Origin of the sequence: Clostridium rhizosphaerae (genome assembly GCF_016765585.1) — a bacterium.
GTDB classification, from domain to species: Bacteria; Bacillota; Clostridia; order Clostridiales; family Clostridiaceae; genus Clostridium_AT; species Clostridium_AT rhizosphaerae.
Window position 1 is genome coordinate 324538 of sequence record NZ_JAESWC010000018.1, and the last position, 18294, is coordinate 342831.

Below are 18294 nucleotides of genomic sequence, written 5' to 3' on the forward strand. Positions count from 1 at the left end.
CACTACCTTTTTAGCAGGTTGTTTATTATATTTAAACCTTTATATATTTCATTATTATCAACCTTTGAAAAACCTAATCTAAAAAATCTTTCTCCATCTTTAATATTTTTATAAAACAAAACTCCTGGTGTAAGAAGTACTTTATTTTCTCTGCATTCATAAAAAAGCTTAATGCTGTCTAAGTCAATTGAGTCAGAGAGCTTAATGTAAAAATTAAGACCTCCTCCTGGCAAATTAAATTCTACCTTTTGCTGAAAAATATTTTTAAGCTGCTCTTTCATAAAATTATATCTATCTTTATAAATTATATTTAAATGATTTATATATTCTTTCCAAAAACCCTTCTCTATATATAAATGAAGAGCTCGCTGCATAAGACTTGAGGTAGATATATCTGTATCAATTTTAGAATTTTGTATACTTTCTTTAAATCTTTCAGGGCAAATTAAATATCCTATTCTTATCCCAGGCAAAAATATTTTTGAAAAACTCTTTATATAAATTACTCTGTCATTAACATCTAATGTTTTAAAACTCTTATATTCTATATTTGTATCATAAATAAGTTCAGATAAATAGTCATCTTCAATTATATAAAAATCATACTCTTCAGCAATCCGTAATATTTCATTTTTTTTATCTATGCTGTAGGTTGCTCCAGTAGGGTTTTGAAAATAACTCATCAAATAAAAGCACTTTATTTTATTTTTCTTTAGAATTTTTTTAAAAACTTCAATATCAATACCATTCTCTTCTACTGGAACTTCAAAAATATTAGCTCTTCTGCCCTTAAAAACTGAAAGTGCTCCACTGTAGGTAGGTTTTTCTACTATAACATTATCATTTACATTTATCATTGCTTTTGAAACAATATCAATACCCTGTTGAGCTCCAGATACTATTAAGATATTATCGTTATTCAAACTGCTTTCCCAAAAATACTTATTAATACTGTCTCTTAGTCCAATGTATCCAAGCATTTCCTGATACGCAAGCGCTTCTGCCCCATCCCTGTCTAATACTTCATTTAAGACTCCTTTAAAACTTGAAACAGGAAAAAAATCACTGCAGGCATTTTCTCCAGTAAAATCTATATAATTTTTTGCTTCATCAGCAGACATCTTTTTAAAAATTTCCGAGTATTGCTTTTTAAAGTTCTTATTTATTTCCTTTTTTTTGGCGTACGTTCCACTTCCTATCTTTTGCACGGCACAACCTTCAGTCTGAAGCTTCTTATATGCATTAATAATTGTATCATTGTTCACATTTAAAAGCTTGGAAAGCATTCTTATGGAAGGCAGCCTCTCTCCGTCATTAACTTCATTTATATCAATAAGCCTCTTTATATGCTTTGCAATTTGAACATATTTAGGGATATCGCTTTCATATAGCTCTATTCTATATTTATCCATGGTTCACCTTCAAAATAATAATTAAGCTACTGGAATAACCTTTTAGATTATCCAGTAGCCCTGATATTTTATATAAAATAAACATTTTCCTTAAAAAGAACTTTACCATCCTCAGTTTTATAATCTCTGCTGTCTTTTTTTATTATATTTTTCTCCCAAAGTTTGTTTAATACGTCTTCCAAGGCAATATCATAGTTTACAAATAATTTATCATTTTTTATATCCTCAGTGCTTAGAAAACAATCTTTTTCTCTCATATAATTTACTAATATTGAAGCTGTATTTCTTATATTGTCATCTATAGAACTTTCTATATATTCTACTGCTGCACTAATTGCTTTTGCAGTATCCTGCTTGTTAAAAAACAATTCATCCACACATCGTTTAAAATTATCATTTAAATTCATAGCCATTGTCATAGCATCTTTACTAATCATATATCCAGAATAGTTAACATGCAGCCTTGCGTAATTCTCAACACATTTTACAGCAGCTCCATAGGCAGTATATACACCATCATTTGAAAGATATTTTTTACAAATATCTATGCTTTTTAAAACCTTGCCTAGGTACACCATATTCCATCTCTCTCTATCTAAGTCCGGGTAATATCTTCCGCTATCATACTTTATGGTAATTTCCATATCCTTTGAAAAAACCAATCTAGAGGAAGAAAACATTCTATGCATGAAGCCTCCTCTTAAGTCCTCTTCATAGAGCTGTATAAACTTGTTCTTGCTCATAAGCTTTATATGTACAGGTACCTGCTTTTCCTCTGTATATATATTTTTTATATTTGCTATTTTTTTATCTAGTATTACAAACAAATCAATGTCAGATTCATCCCACAAATCTCCGGTAACCATACTTCCAAATACCATAACAGCTAAAACAGCTTCATTTGACTTAAGCCTATCTATTATACTGTTAAACGCTCTTTGGTATTGTATAATAGTTCTTTCCACAAACACCCCTCCTTATGAAAATTAAAATATAAAACTTATATTAATTATAATATAAATTGACATAAAAACAATACATTTCCTAGTTACATGAATAAAAGCTTTCAATATTATATAGATATTTTTTTTATTTGAACCTTTTCTTTATTATGACATGAATTGCACTTAAAAACATGGATACAATAATCAGATGAATCATTTATAGGCATATTTGCAGTATAATCATCTTGATAAACTTCTTGTGCTCTTCCTAGATCGGTCATCTCTACTCTACAGCTACTGCATATATATTTTTCAATACCAAGTTTATTACAATTAGGACAAACTACTTCCATATTAAAGCCTCCTGTTATTGACTAATCGTTAGCTAAATATTTCTCACATTTATTAAAAACTTCATCATCAACTTGTGCTAAAATATAAGTTCCTTCTTCTTTAAACTCTTCCTCTAGAACCTTTGAGTTTCTATGTAAAAATGCTGCAGCTGACTGATCACTATATGGAATTAAATATTGAGCCTTCCTTAAACTATATGGGAGAGCTTTTGAAACTTCATCAAGCAGAACATCAAGATTTATATTTTCTCTTGCTGATATTTCTATTATCTTCATATTCTTTAGGTTTTCTTTTAATTTATTAATATCCTCTTCACTCGCTTTGTCAACCTTGTTTAAAAGAATCAGAATAGGTTTGTCTATAGCTCCTAATTCTTTTAATACCATATTTACAGCCTCTATTTGTTCAAGGCTGCTTTCAGAGGATGCGTCTACAACGTGCAGAAGCAAATCGGAATAAACAACTTCTTCTAAAGTAGATTTAAAGGCTTCTACGAGATCATGAGGGAGTTTTCTTACAAATCCAACAGTATCACTAAGTGTTATAGGTCTGTTATCAAGCAAGACTATGGCTCTTGTAGTTATATCAAGTGTAGCAAAAAGCATATCTGCCTCAAATACTTTTTCCTTAACTACCGCATCCTTTGGCATAGCTATATCGCAAAGTTTATTCCTGAGTGTAGACTTTCCTGCGTTAGTATACCCAACCAGTGAAACCTTAGGAATCTCGTTTCGTCTTTCTCTTTGCGTCTCTCTGTGCTTTCTTATCTTTAGAAGTTCGCTATTGAGGTCGTATAGTCTTTCCTTTATATGCCTTCTGTCAACTTCAAGCTTCTTCTCTCCAGGACCTCTTGTTCCAATTCCTCCTCCAGTTCTAGAAAGTACGCTCCCAAGCCCCATAAGTCTTGGAAGTCTATATTTTAACTGTGCAAGTTCAACTTGAATTTTAGCTTCTCTGCTTTTTGCTCTCTTGGCAAAAATATCTAATATTAAAGTTGTTCTGTCTATTACTTTTGCTCCAGTAAGCTCTTCAAGATTTCTTACCTGAGAACCAGTAAGCTCATCGTCAAAAATTATTAAATTAGCCTTTAAAGCCTGCCTTAGCATAGCAATTTCTTCAAGCTTTCCTTTTCCAACGTAAAAAGTAGTATCCATTTTGCTTTTTTTCTGAAGAACCTTATAAATTACATTAACTTCACAAGCTCTTGCAAGCTCCGAAAGTTCTTCTAAGCTTTCATCACTTTCTATTCCAACTATTATAGCTCTCTCGCTGTTATCTTCTTCTATATTGCTTAATTTAAGCTGACTTTCCAAATAGTTTACTTTATCTAAAAAGTCTACTTTTATAGCTTCTTCAATTGCCATAGGCCCGATACTTTCCGAAACTAGAATATCATTTTCTATGGTACAAAATCCTACTGTTGCTTCGTTACATTTTCCGTTTTCTTCAGCTATTGCCACTATACAATCCAGCTTCAATTTTAATAAGGCTGAAAGATCCAATGCTGAAAGCTGAGATATTCCGTTAGGATGAGTATGTATTATCCTAATTCCTGAAAGCTTTTTCTCTTTTATATCAACAAGCGGTACATCCACAGTTGTACTATCTCCTACTGCAATACTTGTAACTCTTCCCTTTCTATCTATTGCAGCACTGATTTCTCTACCTATTTGATTAGTAACATCACACAATACGGAAGACAGATCTATAGGAAAAATAGTTTGTTTATCGACTTTTAAATCATAGAGACTTTCGAGTTTATCTAATACAGAATTTCTTATCCCCTCAATATTTCCAAATATCATTATATCAACTCCATTTATTTTTTGTTTCTATATATATACTTGACAACTTTCATATAATTTTATACTATTAAAACAATATTGTAAATATCTACGATTTGGAGGCTTACAATGGATAATAAAAAAAGAAATATTATCATAACTAAGGAACAAATAGAAAATAGAATTAGTGAATTGGGTGCTGAAATTTCAAATGATTATGAAGGTAAAAACCTTTATGTTTTATCACTTCTAAGAGGAAGCTTTATTTTTGCTGCTGATTTGGTTAGACATATTACTGTACCTACAAAGATCGGTTTTATGACAACATCAAGTTATGGTCACAGCGAGCAAAGCTCAGGCAGTGTTAAGGTTATTAATGATATTCCTGATAATATCGAGGGTTATGATGTCTTAATAGTTGACGATATTGTAGATACTGGCATAACAATGCAGTTCGTTGCTGAGCATGTAAAGTCTTTAGGTGCAAGAAGTGTTAATTGCTGTGTTCTTTTAGATAAGCCTGATAGAAGAAAAGTTGATATCACACCTGATTACTGCTGTTTTCAAATTGCTGATGTATTCGTTGTTGGTTACGGATTAAATTATGGCGACTACTATAGAAATGTTCCTTATGTATTTAATTGGGAAGATTAATCACATTTTAAATAAAAATCTGCCGCTTTTATGGCAGATTTTTATTTTGCTCATTAATCTTATATCCCGCTCCATTTAAGTCTAAGTTTATGGATGTATCTGGTGTCTTTCCCACAATTATAGTTTCTGATATAGGGACTTCACTTTTTACTTCTATGTCATCTTTTTTTGTAGGAATTATAATTCTTACTTTAGCATATACTTGTACATATATTTTATGTCTGGTTTGGTTTATTCCTGCACTTTCAAATTCAGATTGATATTTTGTTTCTATGTACCCTATAGGCTCCATTTTTACAGATACATCTGGTCCTATATTTGCCAAGATATTATTATTAAAAATATATCCTATTGGCACTTTTATACCTATATGTCCTAAAGCTTTAAGTTCCTTTTGAGAATTCAAAGCTACATCACTTGCTATTTTGCTCATCTTAAGCGTATCTGCCTTAAGCATAGATATATTTCCATGTTCATCTTTTTCTACTTTTATAATATCATCATAATTAAACTGTTTTGAGTACTCCTTTAATATTGATGTATTTATGATTTCCATAGACTTTGCTCTCATTTCTGCATCTGCCACCGCCATAACCGTTGGTGTTACAACTTTATCTAATATATAAATAAAAATATTAAAGAAAGCTACTACCAATAGTAATCCTAAAACTATTTTTATTTTGGTATTTCTTCTAATATTAACACCTCATTTCAATTTTATATTCCCTTTTCAATTAATCATTAGTATAATCTATTATATACTCGTAGCTTTAATCACAACTTCCGAATATATTTTTGATTTTTGGGAATATTTGTAATATAATAATATTTATATAAAATATTGCTATATTTATGATAAAATTATATTTGGACGAGCGTTCTTTATTAGAAAGTACTCAAGGAGGCTTCACATATGGAAGAAGAGAAAAATACGAAACGAAAAAATATAAAGAAAAAAAGAAAGGGGTTTAAAATATTTAAAATCATAATATTTACATTTTTAAGTATTATAATTTTAGCAGGTGTAGCAGGTGCAGGTGTAGTTTTAGCTATAGTTAAAACCGCTCCGCCTTTAGACGTAGATCAAATACTAACCTTAAATGAACCTTCAACTATATATGATAATAAAAATCAATATATAGATGCGGTTGCAACAAGGGAAAAAAGAGATGTAATCTCTATTAATGATGTCCCTAAAAATTTATCCAATGCCTTTATAAGTATTGAAGATGAGAGATTCGAAAAACATAATGGTATTGACTATCAAAGAATTGCAGGAGTTATCTACATAGACATACTTAATAAGCTTAAAGGAAAAAGTTCACTTCAAGGTGCTTCTACTATAACTCAACAGGTTGTTAGAAATACAATGCTTACTAACATCGAAAATGAAAAAAGCTTTAAGGAATCTGCTACTAGAAAAATCCGAGAAATGTACTTATCTCTTGAATTAGAGAAGAAATTATCAAAGCCGCAAATACTTGAGGCCTATATGAACACAATACCTTTTGCAGGAACAGTATATGGTGTAGAGGCTGCTTCTAATTACTATTTTAATAAGCCTGCTAAAGATCTAACCTTGCTTCAGTGTGCTTATATAGCTGGTCTTCCTCAGAGTCCGACTAGATATAATGCTTTTTCTGATAGCGCTAAAAAAGATCCTTCTGTATACTTAACTAGAACAAAGTCAGTACTAACAATGATGTATAAAAATAATTATATTTCAAAAGCTGACTATGATAAGGCAGTAAGCGAACTAAATCCGAAAAACTTAGCCTTTAATCAAGCATCAACTGCTAGTAAAAACAGGTTAAATTATGAATGGTTTGCACTTCCAGCCATTGAACAGATAAAAAAAGATATGCAAAGCCAATATCATTACAGTGAAACAGAAATAGATAATCTATTAATGTATGGCGGACTTAAAATTTATACAACAATGGATAGATCTCTTCAAGATTCAGTGCAGCAAATTATAAATGATAGCAAAAATATAGGTTCTGATACTCCACAAGCTGCAGCAGTTTTAATGGACTACCATACAGGTGAGGTTAAAGCGATTGTAGGCGGAAGGGGTGAGCAGCCTGCTCGTTCTTTTAATAGAGCAGCTTATAATGGCTCCAAGAGCTTTTTAAAACCAGTTGGTTCTTCAATTAAACCTCTCACTGTATACTCTGCAGCGATAGATTCTAAACAAGCTACTGCGGCAACTGCAGTAGAAGATTCTCCAATAGGTTCAGATATTAGAAAGGCATGGCCTTATTGGGATCCTAAAAATGATGAGCCGACTCATTTTAGAGGATATATTACTCTAAGAGAAGCAATGAAGTATTCTGTAAACTTAGTTGCGATTAAAGAGGAATTTAATATAGGTATTAAAACTGGAATATCTTATGGTGAGAAATACGGATTAACTTTTAATAATAATGATAAAACAAGTTTAGCTGCACTTTCATTAGGAGAATTAAATAATGGTGCAAATCCACTTATTATGGCAGCTGCTTTCGGAACCTTTGGCAATAACGGAATGTATACTGATCCGAGGCTTTATACAAAGGTTGTAGATAGAAGAGGAGTAACTATTCTTGAAAGCAAAACTTCAAATCGTAAAGTTATATCTCCTCAAAGTGCGTATATAACCTATGATATGTTAAAAGGACCTGTTAACGGAGGTACTGGAACACGTGCTAAATTTGGCTCTATGCCTGCTGCAGGTAAAACTGGTACAACTGCTGATAGAAAAGAAGTCTGGTTTAATGGTTTAACTCCTTATTTTTCTGCATCTGTTTGGATTGGTAATGATACTCCTGCTGTACTTCCAAAGGGTATAAGCAGTGGTACGTCTGCATATGTTTGGGGAAAAATAATGGCAATTGCAAATAAGGATTTACCAGTAACTGATGTAGAGAGACCTTCCGGAATAGTGGCTGTACCTGTGTGCAGAGATTCCGGGAAAATACCAACTGATCTATGCTCAAAGGATCCAAGAGGAAGTCGAGTGTATACTGAGTTATTTATTGATGGTACTCAACCGACTACTTTATGTGATGTGCATGTAGAAGCTTCTATAAATAAATCTAATGGCAAAATAGCTAATGAAAATACACCAAAAGATTTATTAGAAAAAAGAATATTTATAAAGAGAGATTATAAACCATCTGTTCATTTAGATGATGAAGCTTATGTGCTTCCAACAGAAGTTGATGATACAAAACCAGCTCCACCTGTTCAAACTCCTGTTGATCAAGGTAATACAAATACTAACACTCAAACTAATAATGGCAATAATACTGGTAATAATACTGGTGGTAACACTCAAACTAATACTAATCAAACTCCTACCTCAAATGGTAACCCAGCAGACCAGCCTGGAAAAAATACAAATAATTAAGTCCCTCATTAGTTTATAACTATATTCAAAAAGGAAGTGATGCAAAGTCACTTCCTTTTTTATGAAAAATTAGTAAGCTCCTTATTATAGTTTTTTATTATTTCATCCATAGCTTTAGAAATGATAGGTGCTCCGATTGTTATATTATCTTTTCCATCCATTTTGCCAGGGTCGCCAATCCCAACTATATATTTAACTTTCATTGAAGAAAGCATATTAACAGTGTCACCTTTAAGTAACCTATTAAGCAAAGCATTTCCATACTTATCTACTGCTTTATTTATTATGTTGCCATACTTATCTATTGAACAATCTACCATAACTCCTTTAGCTTTAGCGGTGTTAGAAGCAACTGCTACAATGCCTATAACTTCAATACCTTCATCCTTCATAATTTTATACATTACTTTCTCACCATAGCCCATACCTATGTCTCCCCTATCATCAACCATCACTACTACAGGATCATACTTTGCTATTTTGATTAACTCTATTATTTTTTCTCCGCTTAGTATAGTAGGATTGCCTGCTGATAAAGATATGCATCGTCCTCCAATGTTTCTTGCAGCTTCTTCAACTGCATTTTTCGCTATATCATCTCCATCGGTAACAATAATAACTCTTCGCTTCAAAACCGTCACTCCTTCGTCTTAGGATTAAAAAGAAGTGCCATTAGATATCCAAATATGATAGCCCCTGTTATTCCTCCTGCGGTACCTTTTATTCCTCCAGTAAATGCTCCTAGTAATCCACTCTTATCAACCTCTTTGATAACTCCTTTTGCTAATGCATAACCAAAACCCGGCAATGGTACAGTAGCTCCTGCTTTCCCTAATTTCACTATAGGTTCATACACATTTAATGCTCCTAATATTACTCCTAAAGTAACAAAGGTAACCAAAATTCTAGCAGGTGTCAGTTTAGTTTTATCAATAAGTATTTGAGCTATTACACAAAATATTCCTCCTACAATAAAGGCATTAACATAGTCCATTATTTAGCTCTCCTTTCTGTAATAATATTTTAAATACAAATTACCTGAGTTCTCATTTAATTATTTATGTTTATATTTCAACTGCAACAGCATGAGCGATTCCAGGTATATTAAGACCTTGAAAACAGGAGGTAGAACTTAATAATGCTCCAGTTGATACAAGAAGAACCCTCTTAAATTTTCCATTTAACATATTTTTGTAAATATATCCGCAATCTACTACAGCCGAACATCCACAGCCGCTTCCACCTGAATTCGTTTTTTGCCTTTCATGCTCAAAAATTTCATCACCGCAGTCTATATAGTTGTCTTTTAATTCAAATCCATGCTCTAGAAGGAGTTCTTTTGTAATTCTTTTACCTACCTTACCAAGATCTCCTGTGGCAATAATATCATAGTAATCCGGAGTTCTTCCTGTGTCTCTTAAATGCTGTGCTATAGTATCTACCGCTGCAGGTGCCATAGCTTCTCCCATATTATTGACATCGTTCACTCCATAATCTTTTACCTTTCCCATTGTTACATAGCTTATATATGGAAAGTTTCCTTCTCTTCCAAGAAGCATAGCACCAGAACCAGTTACAGTCCACTGAGCAGTGGGAGGTCTTTGACTTCCATATTCTAATGGAAATCTAAATTGCCTCTCTGCAGAAGAAAAATGTGAAGATGTAGCTGCAATAACATGATTTGCATAACCTCCATCTATCATTAATGATCCCATAGCCAATGATTCTGTCATTGTTGAACAGGCCCCAAAGAGTCCAATAAATGGAATATCCATATCCTTAGCTGCAAAACAAGCTGAAGTTAATTGGTTTAACAAGTCTCCTGCCAGTAGATAATCTATATTTTCTTCTTTGAAATTAGCTTTTTTTATAACTTCATTTACAGCGGTATACATCATGCTGCTTTCAGCTTTTTCATAAGTATCCTTTCCATTCAAATCATCTTCTAATATAATGTCAAAATAATCTTTTAATGGTCCTTCACCTTCCTTAGGACCAACAATACTTGCTGTTGCAATTATCCTTGGCTTGCTTGGGGTTTCTATAGTCTGCTTTCCTACCCTTTTATTCAATATTATCACCTACTTTGAAATATAGTATATAATTCCTACGATTACAGAAGATCCAATTCCATAAACTAGAACCGGCCCCGCAATTGTAAACATTTTTGCAGCTACACCAAATATAAATCCCTCTCTTTTAAATTCCATAGCTGGGGATACGATTGAATTCGCAAAACCAGTTATTGGTACCAAGCTTCCTGCACCTGCAAAAGCTGCTAATTTATCATAAATCCCTATACCGGTTAATAAGGCTCCTATAAATACCATAATAATAGATACCCATCCTGAAACATCATCCTTAGGTAATCCAAGTTTCATAAAATAATTGTTAAAAAACTGACCTACATCGCATATTAATCCACCTATTATAAAAGCACGAATACAATTTCTAAGCAAATGTGATGTTGGCCTTACTTCAGAAGATATCTCTTTAAATTTCTGCTTCATTTTTTCGTCTTTTTTATTCATCAAAGCCACTTCCTTAAATTTTAGTTATTACTTCAAGTTTTATTTTATGCAAAATAAAATCCGTTATTCAAAACGGATTATCTTAAAATAATTGATTGCTTGCAAAAAATAGCTTGACACGCGAATCACAAATTTTTATTCAAATATTTCTTCATAAAATGGAAATAAATAATAGGATGCAATAAATGCATCCTATCCACTCAGTCTTTCTTTCATAAGCTTTAAAACTTTTTTTTCTATCCTTGATACTTGAACTTGACTTATACCAAGCATTTTTGCTACTTGAACCTGAGTTTTGTCCTTAAAGTATCTAAGCATAATAATTTGTCTAGACTTATTATCTAAGTTAGTCAACGCTTCCTTCAATGCAAGCTTATCAACAATTTCATTGTCTTCTTCAAAGTTTTCACTAAGTTTATCGATAAGGAGAACTGGTGAACCATCGTCTTGATGAATAGTATCATAGAGATATTGCATACCATTAGCTGATTCTAAAGCAAAAATAATGTCTTCTGTATTAACTCCAGAATATTGTGCTAGTTCTTCAATTGTTGGATCTCTATTCAACTTTTTGCATAAAGCTTCCTTATCATAATGAAGCTTTCTTGCTACATTTTTTACGCTTCTGCTAACTTTAATTATTCCATCATCTCTTAAAAATCTCTTTATCTCACCCATTATCATAGGCACGGCATATGTTGAAAACTTAACATTAAAGCTCGGATCAAAATTATTAACTGCTTTTACAAGCCCCATTGAGCCAATTTGGAAAATATCTTCATACTCATAGCCTCTGTTTAGAAATTTTTTGCTTACTGCGGAAACAAGAGGTAAATTTAATTGTATTAATTTATTTAAGCAATCCTTATCCCCTGTTCTTGCCCTTTGGATTAGTTCTAAATTGTCATCATAATTAAACTCTTGCTTTTTCAGAATCTCTTCATCCATAATTTTCACCTAACTTAAAGATTTAAAAACTTTTTTCATTATTACCTTTGTTCCCTTTTCATCTTCTGACTTTACTTCCAAACTATCCATAAAGGTTTCCATAACAGTAAACCCCATTCCTGACCTTTCTAAGTCCGGTCTTGAGGTATATAAAGGCTGCATAGCAAGTTCGATATTTTCTATTCCAATTCCCTCATCACTAATTTCTATTGTCAATTCATTTTTTTCAATCATTGCTTCTATTCTAACTACTCCATCTTTCCCTCCGTAGCCATGAATTATAGCATTGGTAACCGCTTCAGATACAGCAGTTTTTACATCTGTTATTTCTTCTATGGTTGGATCTAATTGTGATGCAAAAGCCGCTACTGCCACTCTTGCAAAACCTTCATTCTGAGATTTACTTGAGAATTCTATTTTTATCTTGTTATCGTACATTTTTATCCCCCCACATTAAATGCTCTTCAATGCTTGTTCTACATTGTCATAAAGTTTTATAATTTTAAACATACCCGACAGATCGAACACTCTTTTTACAGAGTTATTTACATTTGTAATACAAACATCTCCCTTTTTTAGGGATATTTTTTTGAAGCGCCCAATAACAACTCCAATACCTGAACTATCCATAAAGGTTACATTAGTAAAATCCATAACAAGCTTGTTTATATTTTCTCTATCAAGCCTGTCATCAATTTTACTTCTAACCTCTTCAGCGCTATGATGATCCAATTCTCCCATCATATATACCACAAGTTTCTCATCTTCTTTTTGAAACTTTAAATACATGCTTATTCCCCCTAAAGTTTTAAATTACGCATAAAAGTAAAATTTTGCCTAATATCTATATTCTAGATATTACATTATTTTCCTTCTATATTTTTAAAAAAATTACATAGATTTTTATATTTTTCCCTAATTCATAATAAAATATTCAGTAATATCAACTTTTCTAATATTTTATACTAATTATGCCTATAAAAATAAATACTTTTATATATAATGCAAAAGTTCTAATACATTCCTGATGTCCCAAAAATTCTTGGCAATTGAATATTTTTTGACACCATGAATGTAAGAACTTTATTGCATTATATATATCCCACACTATTGCTCATAAAAAAAAACATTGTTATAATTATCATTGTTTACTATAAGATTTAAATTGATAATATGGTTATAAGGAGGTCTACATATGGATATGTGGCTGAAAGAAGGACAAATAAGCGATGCTGCCATGACATATAAAATTAAGGAGACTTTAGTTAGAAAGCAAACTGAATATCAAGATTTAGCTATACTAGATACATATGCTTTCGGCAGAATGCTTGTACTTGACGGAATTGTGCAAACTACTATAAAAGATGAATTCGTTTATCATGAAATGATATCACATATTCCTCTATTTACTCATCCTAACCCTAAAAAGGTTTTGGTTGTAGGCGGAGGAGACGGAGGTGCAATCAGAGAGATATTAAAGCATCCATCTATAGAAAAGGCTGTGCTCTGCGAAATAGATGGTTCAGTAATTGAAGAATGTAAAAAATATCTTCCTGAGATAAGCTCTGAGCTAAATAACCCAAGATGTGAAATATTTGTTGGTGACGGCATAAAATATGTACATGAACATAAAAATGAATTTGATGTTATTATTGTAGATTCTACAGATCCCTTTGGAGCAGCTGAAGGATTATTTGGAGGAAGTTTTTATAAAGAAATCTATGAATGCTTAACTGAAGATGGAATTTTCATTGCTCAAACTGAAACTCCATTTTATCTTCCCGAAGTAGTTAAGAAGGTATTTAATGATGCTAAGGCAGTATTCCCTGTAACTAAGCTCTTTATGGCTGGAATACCTACATATCCAGGAGGATATTGGAGTTTTACAGTAGGTTCAAAAAAGTATGATCCTGAAACTGTAGATTTATCAAATAAAATTGATTTTGAAACTAAGTATTATACTAAAAAGCTTCATAAAGCCTGTTTTACACTTCCAAAGTACATAGAAAACTTAATAAAGTAGAAGCAAAAGGTTTCCTTTTTACAGGAGACCTTTTTTCTTGAATAAAGCTTTTTATTAGTAAAATAATAAGATTGAATAATTTTACTTAAGTCAAATAAAGAAGACAGGCAAAATACATATATAAGGAGGACTTTTAATGATTAAATTAATAAAAAACGGCTTAGTTTATACCCCCGATTACATTGGCAAAAAAGATATCTTAATTTGTAATGATAAAATTGCTAAAGTTGAAGATTTTATACCCTTGCCTCCAAAAGAATTTTATGAAGTTGAGGTAATAGATGCTTCAAATCAGATTATTACTCCAGGCTTTATTGACCTTCATGTTCATCTTATTGGTGGCGGCGGTGAGGGAGGCTATACTACAAGAACTCCTGAAATTCAGTTATCTCATATTACAACTTATGGAGTGACAACTGTTGTAGGATGCTTAGGTACAGATGGTACTACTCGTTCTTTAAATTCTCTTCTTGCAAAAGCCAGAGCCTTAGAAGAAGAAGGTATTAATACTCTTATATGGACTGGATGTTATCAATTTCCTACAAGAACGATTACTGATAACTCCCGTGATGACATAGTTTTAATAGATAAAATAATCGGTGTAGGGGAAATTGCAATTTCCGATCATAGAAGCAGCAAACCAATAAAGCAGGAAATAGAACGATTAGCTTTAGATTGCAGAGTGGGAGGCTTATTATCTGGCAAGTGCGGTGTTTTACATATTCACGTTGGTGATGATAAAGAAGGAATATATCCTCTTTTAAAAATAATAAGTGAAGAAGCTGTACTATCTCAAAATATGCTCCCAACACATATTAATAGAAATAAGACCCTTCTTTACCAAGGAATCAAATACATAAAGAAAGGCGGGACCTTAGACTTAACTTCTGGTATAGTGAGGACCGAATTCGATACCGCTCCTGTGGATGCTTCTTATGCCTTTAAATATTTACTCGATAATGGCTGCTATATAGAAAATATAACTCTGAGTTCAGACAGCAACGGTAGCATGCCTGTATTTGATGAAAACGGGAAACTAACAAGCATAGGTATTGGTTCAATTGAAAGTAATATTGTTGAGTTTAAAAAGATGGTAGAGCTATATAATATACCTGTTGAAAAAGCTCTCTACCCATTAACTAAAAATCCCTCAAAAATATTAAAATTAGACTATACCGGTACAGTTGAAATAGGAAAGCAAGCTGATATTTTAATAATGAACAAGGATCTCTCACTTGATTATGTTTTATGTAAAGGAAAAACCTTAGTGCAGCATGGCACTGCAGTAAGGTTCGGTACATTTGAAAAAGCAATAAAAAGCTAATTATATATAATACAATAAAGTTCTTACATTAATGATGTCCAAAAATCCTTGAAGATTGGATATTTTGGACATCATTAATGTACTAGAACTTTTGCATTATATATTAATGTTTTCTTCTATAATTTTTATTTCAAAATCTTCAAGTTCAAAATAACTATATAAAAAGTTATCTATATCTTCACTTATGTCAATCATTGTAGGAATACAAAGTTTCATTAGGTTATTAGGATAATACTCGTATAAGTCTTCGCCAAGCTTTTTTGCAAAGCTCTTAAAATAATACTCATAGATACTGCTGTTTAAAATTTTTAGAAGATATTCATAATTAAAAGGCATATTATCCTTTATTAATAGGCAGTATACATCCGCACTAAAATAGCTGCCTTTATCTAAAGAAAATCTATTTGAACTTGCCTTGAAGGGGAATACTATTTTTTCTCCTTCAAATATTCCTTGATTTCTACCCCATTGCAGCTCATACCATAGTCTAACTTTATTCTTACATTCTCTTCTTTCCATAAGCTTGCTTTTATGCTGTTGCATATGGTTTATACAGTTAATATAATTATTTTCTTCATCTATTAAATTTGAGTAAATCAGATACTTATCTGATCTAATTATTTGATTTTTATTTATGTAACTGCTTTTTATCCAAGGTTTAATAATTACTTTTTCTAAGGCTTCTTCATTTATAGTACACTCATTTACTACAAAAGCCTTATCACAACCTGTTATTATACCTTGATAACTGTCACATATATTTCCTAAGGTTGTGAAACATTTCTTCTCGATTTTATTTACTATATTTCTTTCTTTTTCTTCTCTAAGTACCCAGCCCTTATCATTCAATATATTTTTATTTATCTGAAAGCTTAAATAACTTGTACTCTTATTATGAAATACTGCATTAATAAATTCTTTTTCTTTTTTTATAACTGGCTTAATTATCTCAATATCTTTATTGTTATCACCCAATGTCATAAAAAGTATAACAGGATCTATTCCAATATTTTTAAAGGGTCTAATTCCATAAAAATCCACTATCTTTTCTATTGAGCAAAACTCCTTTAAAGTTTTTCTAAGATTTTCGCCGCTTGGTGATTCAAGAAAATACCTAGATGTAATAAAGCTAAGTTTTCCGCCTTTTTTCAGCTTATTTAACGCTGCTCCAAAAAAACAGTAAGATAAATCTCCTTTATCCCTATATAAATCCTTATAAATTTTTTTGAGATTAATTGAGTATTCTCTGCTTATAGTTTTATGTCCTATATATGGAGGATTTCCAATAAAAACATCATATTTATATTCATTAGAATATACTAAAAAGTCGCTGCATTTAAAATTGTCTATCTCAATTAATTGACTTACTTGATACAAGTCAATAATTAAAAGCTTTAAAGCAAAATCATCTATGTCAAAGCCAAACAAATTATTCTTAACTATATGTTCATTAATATCTTTTTCTTCTAAATTAATATTATTTACTTCATTAATAGCTTTTAAATTATGCTTATAAATAATTTGCAAATAAAAAAAACATGGAATTATCAAATTGCCGGAACCGCAGCTTGGATCAACAATTTTCAAATATGGATTTTTAATTATATCCTCAGCTTTTATAGTGTTTTTAAGCATATAGTCTGCAATTTCTATAGGTGTGTAGACCATTCCTTTTAACTTTTTATCAAAACTTATTTTATAATAATATTCTCCAAAGTTTTCATTTTTACCAATATTTAAATCAGTTTTGCATTTATTAATAGCAGTAATTTTGAACATAATATCTATAGGTTGTAAAAGTATATTATAAATTTCATATATTTTTTCTCTAAAGTATTCAATCATTTTAAAAATCACCATCATATTAGTATTATAAATTAATAACTAAGCCTAACTCTTATAATATAAAGAGTATATCACAGTTTGAGGAGGCCATAAATATGAATAAAAAAATAATATCTGCAATTTTAGTTATTCCTATTTTATTTGGTGGATGTACTAAAGCTAGCAATCTATATATAGAGACAATAAAACCCTCTGTAGATGGCACAAGTAATAATAAGCAGCCTACTTTTGAAGAAAATATAGTAGTTCCGCAAGACAATGAAGAGGAAACAAGTGAAAAGAAAGAAGTAAAAGATGAATCAAACGAAAAATTTAAAATTTCAAAAACTGATGGTTCAAAAATAAGCATAACTGAAAAAAGTTGGTTTTATCAACCTAAAAAAGATGGAACTCCATCTGGAGAACCTCCTGAAATATTAGAACTTATAAAGAAATACTCTGCCTATTATTTAGGGGATACTTCAAAAAAAGTATTGTATCTAACTTTTGACGAGGGCTACGAAAATGGATATACTTCAAAGATATTAGATACTCTAAAAGCAAATAATGTTAAAGCAGCTTTTTTTGTTACTACACCTTATATAAATGCTAACAAAGACTTAATTAAAAGAATGGTAGCTGAAGGACATTTAGTATGCAACCACTCTAACAATCACCCATCTATGGCTCAGGTAGCGTTAAAAGACAAAACTAAATTTGAGCAGGAATTTACGGTTACAGAAGAAGCTTTTGAAGAAGTTACTGGACAAAAAATGCCTAAATTTTTTAGACCTCCTATGGGAAAATACAGCGAATTATCTTTAAGTTATACTAAGGATCTTGGATACAAAACAATTTTCTGGAGCTTTGCATACAAAGATTGGATTCCTACTGAGCAGCCCTCTATAGAAAAAGCTAAAAAAGTTATTATGGAGCGTACGCATAATGGTGGAATTGTTCTTCTTCATGCTGTATCTAAGACAAATACTGAAATAATGGATTCTATTTTAAAGGAATGGAAAAGCAAAGGGTTTGAATTTAAAACTTTAAATGAACTTCCCTAAGAAGTAAAAAAATTCTAAGGATATTGGAGTATCCTTAGAAT

18 protein-coding genes are annotated in these 18294 nt (G+C 31.3%); 5 read left to right on the forward strand and 13 right to left on the reverse strand.

Annotation, left to right across the window (positions count from 1 at the left end):
* Nucleotides 1-2 precede the first annotated feature (2 nt).
* The 4 genes from pdxR to hflX all read right to left on the reverse strand — a co-directional run bounded on the left by pdxR (nucleotide 3) and on the right by hflX (nucleotide 4515).
* Nucleotides 3-1412, reverse strand: a complete 1410-nt coding sequence (gene pdxR, locus JK636_RS20390; RefSeq protein WP_202750824.1) for a MocR-like pyridoxine biosynthesis transcription factor PdxR — start codon at nucleotides 1410-1412, stop codon at nucleotides 3-5.
* A 68-nt stretch (nucleotides 1413-1480) separates the two neighbouring features.
* Entirely contained in the window at nucleotides 1481-2377 is an 897-nt protein-coding gene (locus tag JK636_RS20395) for a nucleotidyltransferase domain-containing protein (protein WP_202750825.1), read from the reverse strand.
* A 107-nt stretch (nucleotides 2378-2484) separates the two neighbouring features.
* The gene (locus tag JK636_RS20400) at nucleotides 2485-2709 is read right to left on the reverse strand and encodes a hypothetical protein (RefSeq protein WP_202750826.1); all 225 of its coding nucleotides are present in this window, start codon (nucleotides 2707-2709) and stop codon (nucleotides 2485-2487) included.
* A 21-nt stretch (nucleotides 2710-2730) separates the two neighbouring features.
* The gene (gene hflX, locus JK636_RS20405; protein WP_202750827.1) at nucleotides 2731-4515 is read right to left on the reverse strand and encodes a GTPase HflX; all 1785 of its coding nucleotides are present in this window, start codon (nucleotides 4513-4515) and stop codon (nucleotides 2731-2733) included.
* A 108-nt stretch (nucleotides 4516-4623) separates the two neighbouring features.
* Between hflX and hpt the strand changes: the two genes are divergently transcribed.
* On the forward strand, nucleotides 4624-5148 hold the full coding sequence (gene hpt, locus JK636_RS20410) for a hypoxanthine phosphoribosyltransferase (RefSeq protein ID WP_202750828.1): 525 nt from the start codon (nucleotides 4624-4626) through the stop codon (nucleotides 5146-5148).
* A gap of 28 nt (nucleotides 5149-5176) precedes the next feature.
* Here hpt and yunB read toward each other — a convergent pair whose 3' ends face one another.
* Complete coding sequence (gene yunB, locus JK636_RS20415) at nucleotides 5177-5845, reverse strand: sporulation protein YunB (protein ID WP_202751125.1); 669 nt, start codon at nucleotides 5843-5845, stop codon at nucleotides 5177-5179.
* Between the two features lie 216 nt (nucleotides 5846-6061).
* Between yunB and JK636_RS20420 the strand changes: the two genes are divergently transcribed.
* The gene (locus JK636_RS20420) at nucleotides 6062-8539 is read left to right on the forward strand and encodes a transglycosylase domain-containing protein (protein WP_202750829.1); all 2478 of its coding nucleotides are present in this window, start codon (nucleotides 6062-6064) and stop codon (nucleotides 8537-8539) included.
* 59 nt (nucleotides 8540-8598) lie between these two features.
* On the opposite strand, the gene JK636_RS20425 is transcribed toward JK636_RS20420, so the two are convergent.
* The 7 genes from JK636_RS20425 to spoIIAA form a co-directional block, all read right to left on the reverse strand.
* Nucleotides 8599-9180 (reverse strand): stage V sporulation protein AE, encoded by a 582-nt coding sequence (locus tag JK636_RS20425; RefSeq protein ID WP_202750830.1) that lies wholly within the window; start codon nucleotides 9178-9180, stop codon nucleotides 8599-8601.
* On the reverse strand, nucleotides 9177-9533 hold the full coding sequence (spoVAE, locus tag JK636_RS20430) for a stage V sporulation protein AE (protein ID WP_202750831.1): 357 nt from the start codon (nucleotides 9531-9533) through the stop codon (nucleotides 9177-9179). Before spoVAE ends, JK636_RS20425 begins: the two co-directional genes overlap by 4 nt.
* 70 nt (nucleotides 9534-9603) lie before the next feature.
* Complete coding sequence (gene spoVAD, locus JK636_RS20435; RefSeq protein WP_202750832.1) at nucleotides 9604-10611, reverse strand: stage V sporulation protein AD; 1008 nt, start codon at nucleotides 10609-10611, stop codon at nucleotides 9604-9606.
* A 9-nt stretch (nucleotides 10612-10620) separates the two neighbouring features.
* Nucleotides 10621-11070, reverse strand: a complete 450-nt coding sequence (gene spoVAC / locus JK636_RS20440; protein WP_202750833.1) for a stage V sporulation protein AC — start codon at nucleotides 11068-11070, stop codon at nucleotides 10621-10623.
* Nucleotides 11071-11262: 192 nt separating this feature from the next.
* Nucleotides 11263-12018, reverse strand: coding sequence for an RNA polymerase sporulation sigma factor SigF (sigF, locus tag JK636_RS20445; RefSeq protein ID WP_202750834.1), 756 nt, complete (start codon nucleotides 12016-12018; stop codon nucleotides 11263-11265).
* 9 nt (nucleotides 12019-12027) lie between these two features.
* Complete coding sequence (gene spoIIAB / locus JK636_RS20450; RefSeq protein WP_202750835.1) at nucleotides 12028-12456, reverse strand: anti-sigma F factor; 429 nt, start codon at nucleotides 12454-12456, stop codon at nucleotides 12028-12030.
* 15 nt (nucleotides 12457-12471) lie between these two features.
* Nucleotides 12472-12807, reverse strand: a complete 336-nt coding sequence (spoIIAA, locus tag JK636_RS20455; protein ID WP_202750836.1) for an anti-sigma F factor antagonist — start codon at nucleotides 12805-12807, stop codon at nucleotides 12472-12474.
* Nucleotides 12808-13213: 406 nt separating this feature from the next.
* Between spoIIAA and speE the strand changes: the two genes are divergently transcribed.
* Together speE and iadA are read left to right on the forward strand one after the other, a co-directional pair.
* Nucleotides 13214-14041 (forward strand): polyamine aminopropyltransferase, encoded by an 828-nt coding sequence (speE, locus tag JK636_RS20460; protein WP_202750837.1) that lies wholly within the window; start codon nucleotides 13214-13216, stop codon nucleotides 14039-14041.
* A gap of 136 nt (nucleotides 14042-14177) precedes the next feature.
* Complete coding sequence (gene iadA / locus JK636_RS20465) at nucleotides 14178-15365, forward strand: beta-aspartyl-peptidase (RefSeq protein WP_202750838.1); 1188 nt, start codon at nucleotides 14178-14180, stop codon at nucleotides 15363-15365.
* Between the two features lie 96 nt (nucleotides 15366-15461).
* On the opposite strand, the gene JK636_RS20470 is transcribed toward iadA, so the two are convergent.
* Entirely contained in the window at nucleotides 15462-17210 is a 1749-nt protein-coding gene (locus tag JK636_RS20470) for an Eco57I restriction-modification methylase domain-containing protein (RefSeq protein ID WP_202750839.1), read from the reverse strand.
* Nucleotides 17211-17305: 95 nt separating this feature from the next.
* Here JK636_RS20470 and pdaA point away from each other — a divergent pair, with 95 nt between their 5' ends.
* On the forward strand, nucleotides 17306-18253 hold the full coding sequence (pdaA, locus tag JK636_RS20475) for a delta-lactam-biosynthetic de-N-acetylase (protein ID WP_202750840.1): 948 nt from the start codon (nucleotides 17306-17308) through the stop codon (nucleotides 18251-18253).
* Nucleotides 18254-18294: the final 41 nt, after the last annotated feature.

Coding starts and splice junctions, on each gene's coding strand:
- pdxR (WP_202750824.1), bottom strand. CDS start 1,412: ATGGATAAATATAGAATAGAGCTATATGAAAGCGATATCCCTAAATAT.
- JK636_RS20400 (WP_202750826.1), bottom strand. CDS start 2,709: ATGGAAGTAGTTTGTCCTAATTGTAATAAACTTGGTATTGAAAAATAT.
- hflX (WP_202750827.1), bottom strand. CDS start 4,515: ATGATATTTGGAAATATTGAGGGGATAAGAAATTCTGTATTAGATAAA.
- hpt (WP_202750828.1), top strand. CDS start 4,624: ATGGATAATAAAAAAAGAAATATTATCATAACTAAGGAACAAATAGAA.
- JK636_RS20420 (WP_202750829.1), top strand. CDS start 6,062: ATGGAAGAAGAGAAAAATACGAAACGAAAAAATATAAAGAAAAAAAGA.
- spoVAE (WP_202750831.1), bottom strand. CDS start 9,533: ATGGACTATGTTAATGCCTTTATTGTAGGAGGAATATTTTGTGTAATA.
- spoVAC (WP_202750833.1), bottom strand. CDS start 11,070: ATGAATAAAAAAGACGAAAAAATGAAGCAGAAATTTAAAGAGATATCT.
- sigF (WP_202750834.1), bottom strand. CDS start 12,018: ATGGATGAAGAGATTCTGAAAAAGCAAGAGTTTAATTATGATGACAAT.
- spoIIAB (WP_202750835.1), bottom strand. CDS start 12,456: ATGTACGATAACAAGATAAAAATAGAATTCTCAAGTAAATCTCAGAAT.
- spoIIAA (WP_202750836.1), bottom strand. CDS start 12,807: ATGTATTTAAAGTTTCAAAAAGAAGATGAGAAACTTGTGGTATATATG.
- speE (WP_202750837.1), top strand. CDS start 13,214: ATGGATATGTGGCTGAAAGAAGGACAAATAAGCGATGCTGCCATGACA.
- iadA (WP_202750838.1), top strand. CDS start 14,178: ATGATTAAATTAATAAAAAACGGCTTAGTTTATACCCCCGATTACATT.
- JK636_RS20470 (WP_202750839.1), bottom strand. CDS start 17,210: ATGATTGAATACTTTAGAGAAAAAATATATGAAATTTATAATATACTT.
- pdaA (WP_202750840.1), top strand. CDS start 17,306: ATGAATAAAAAAATAATATCTGCAATTTTAGTTATTCCTATTTTATTT.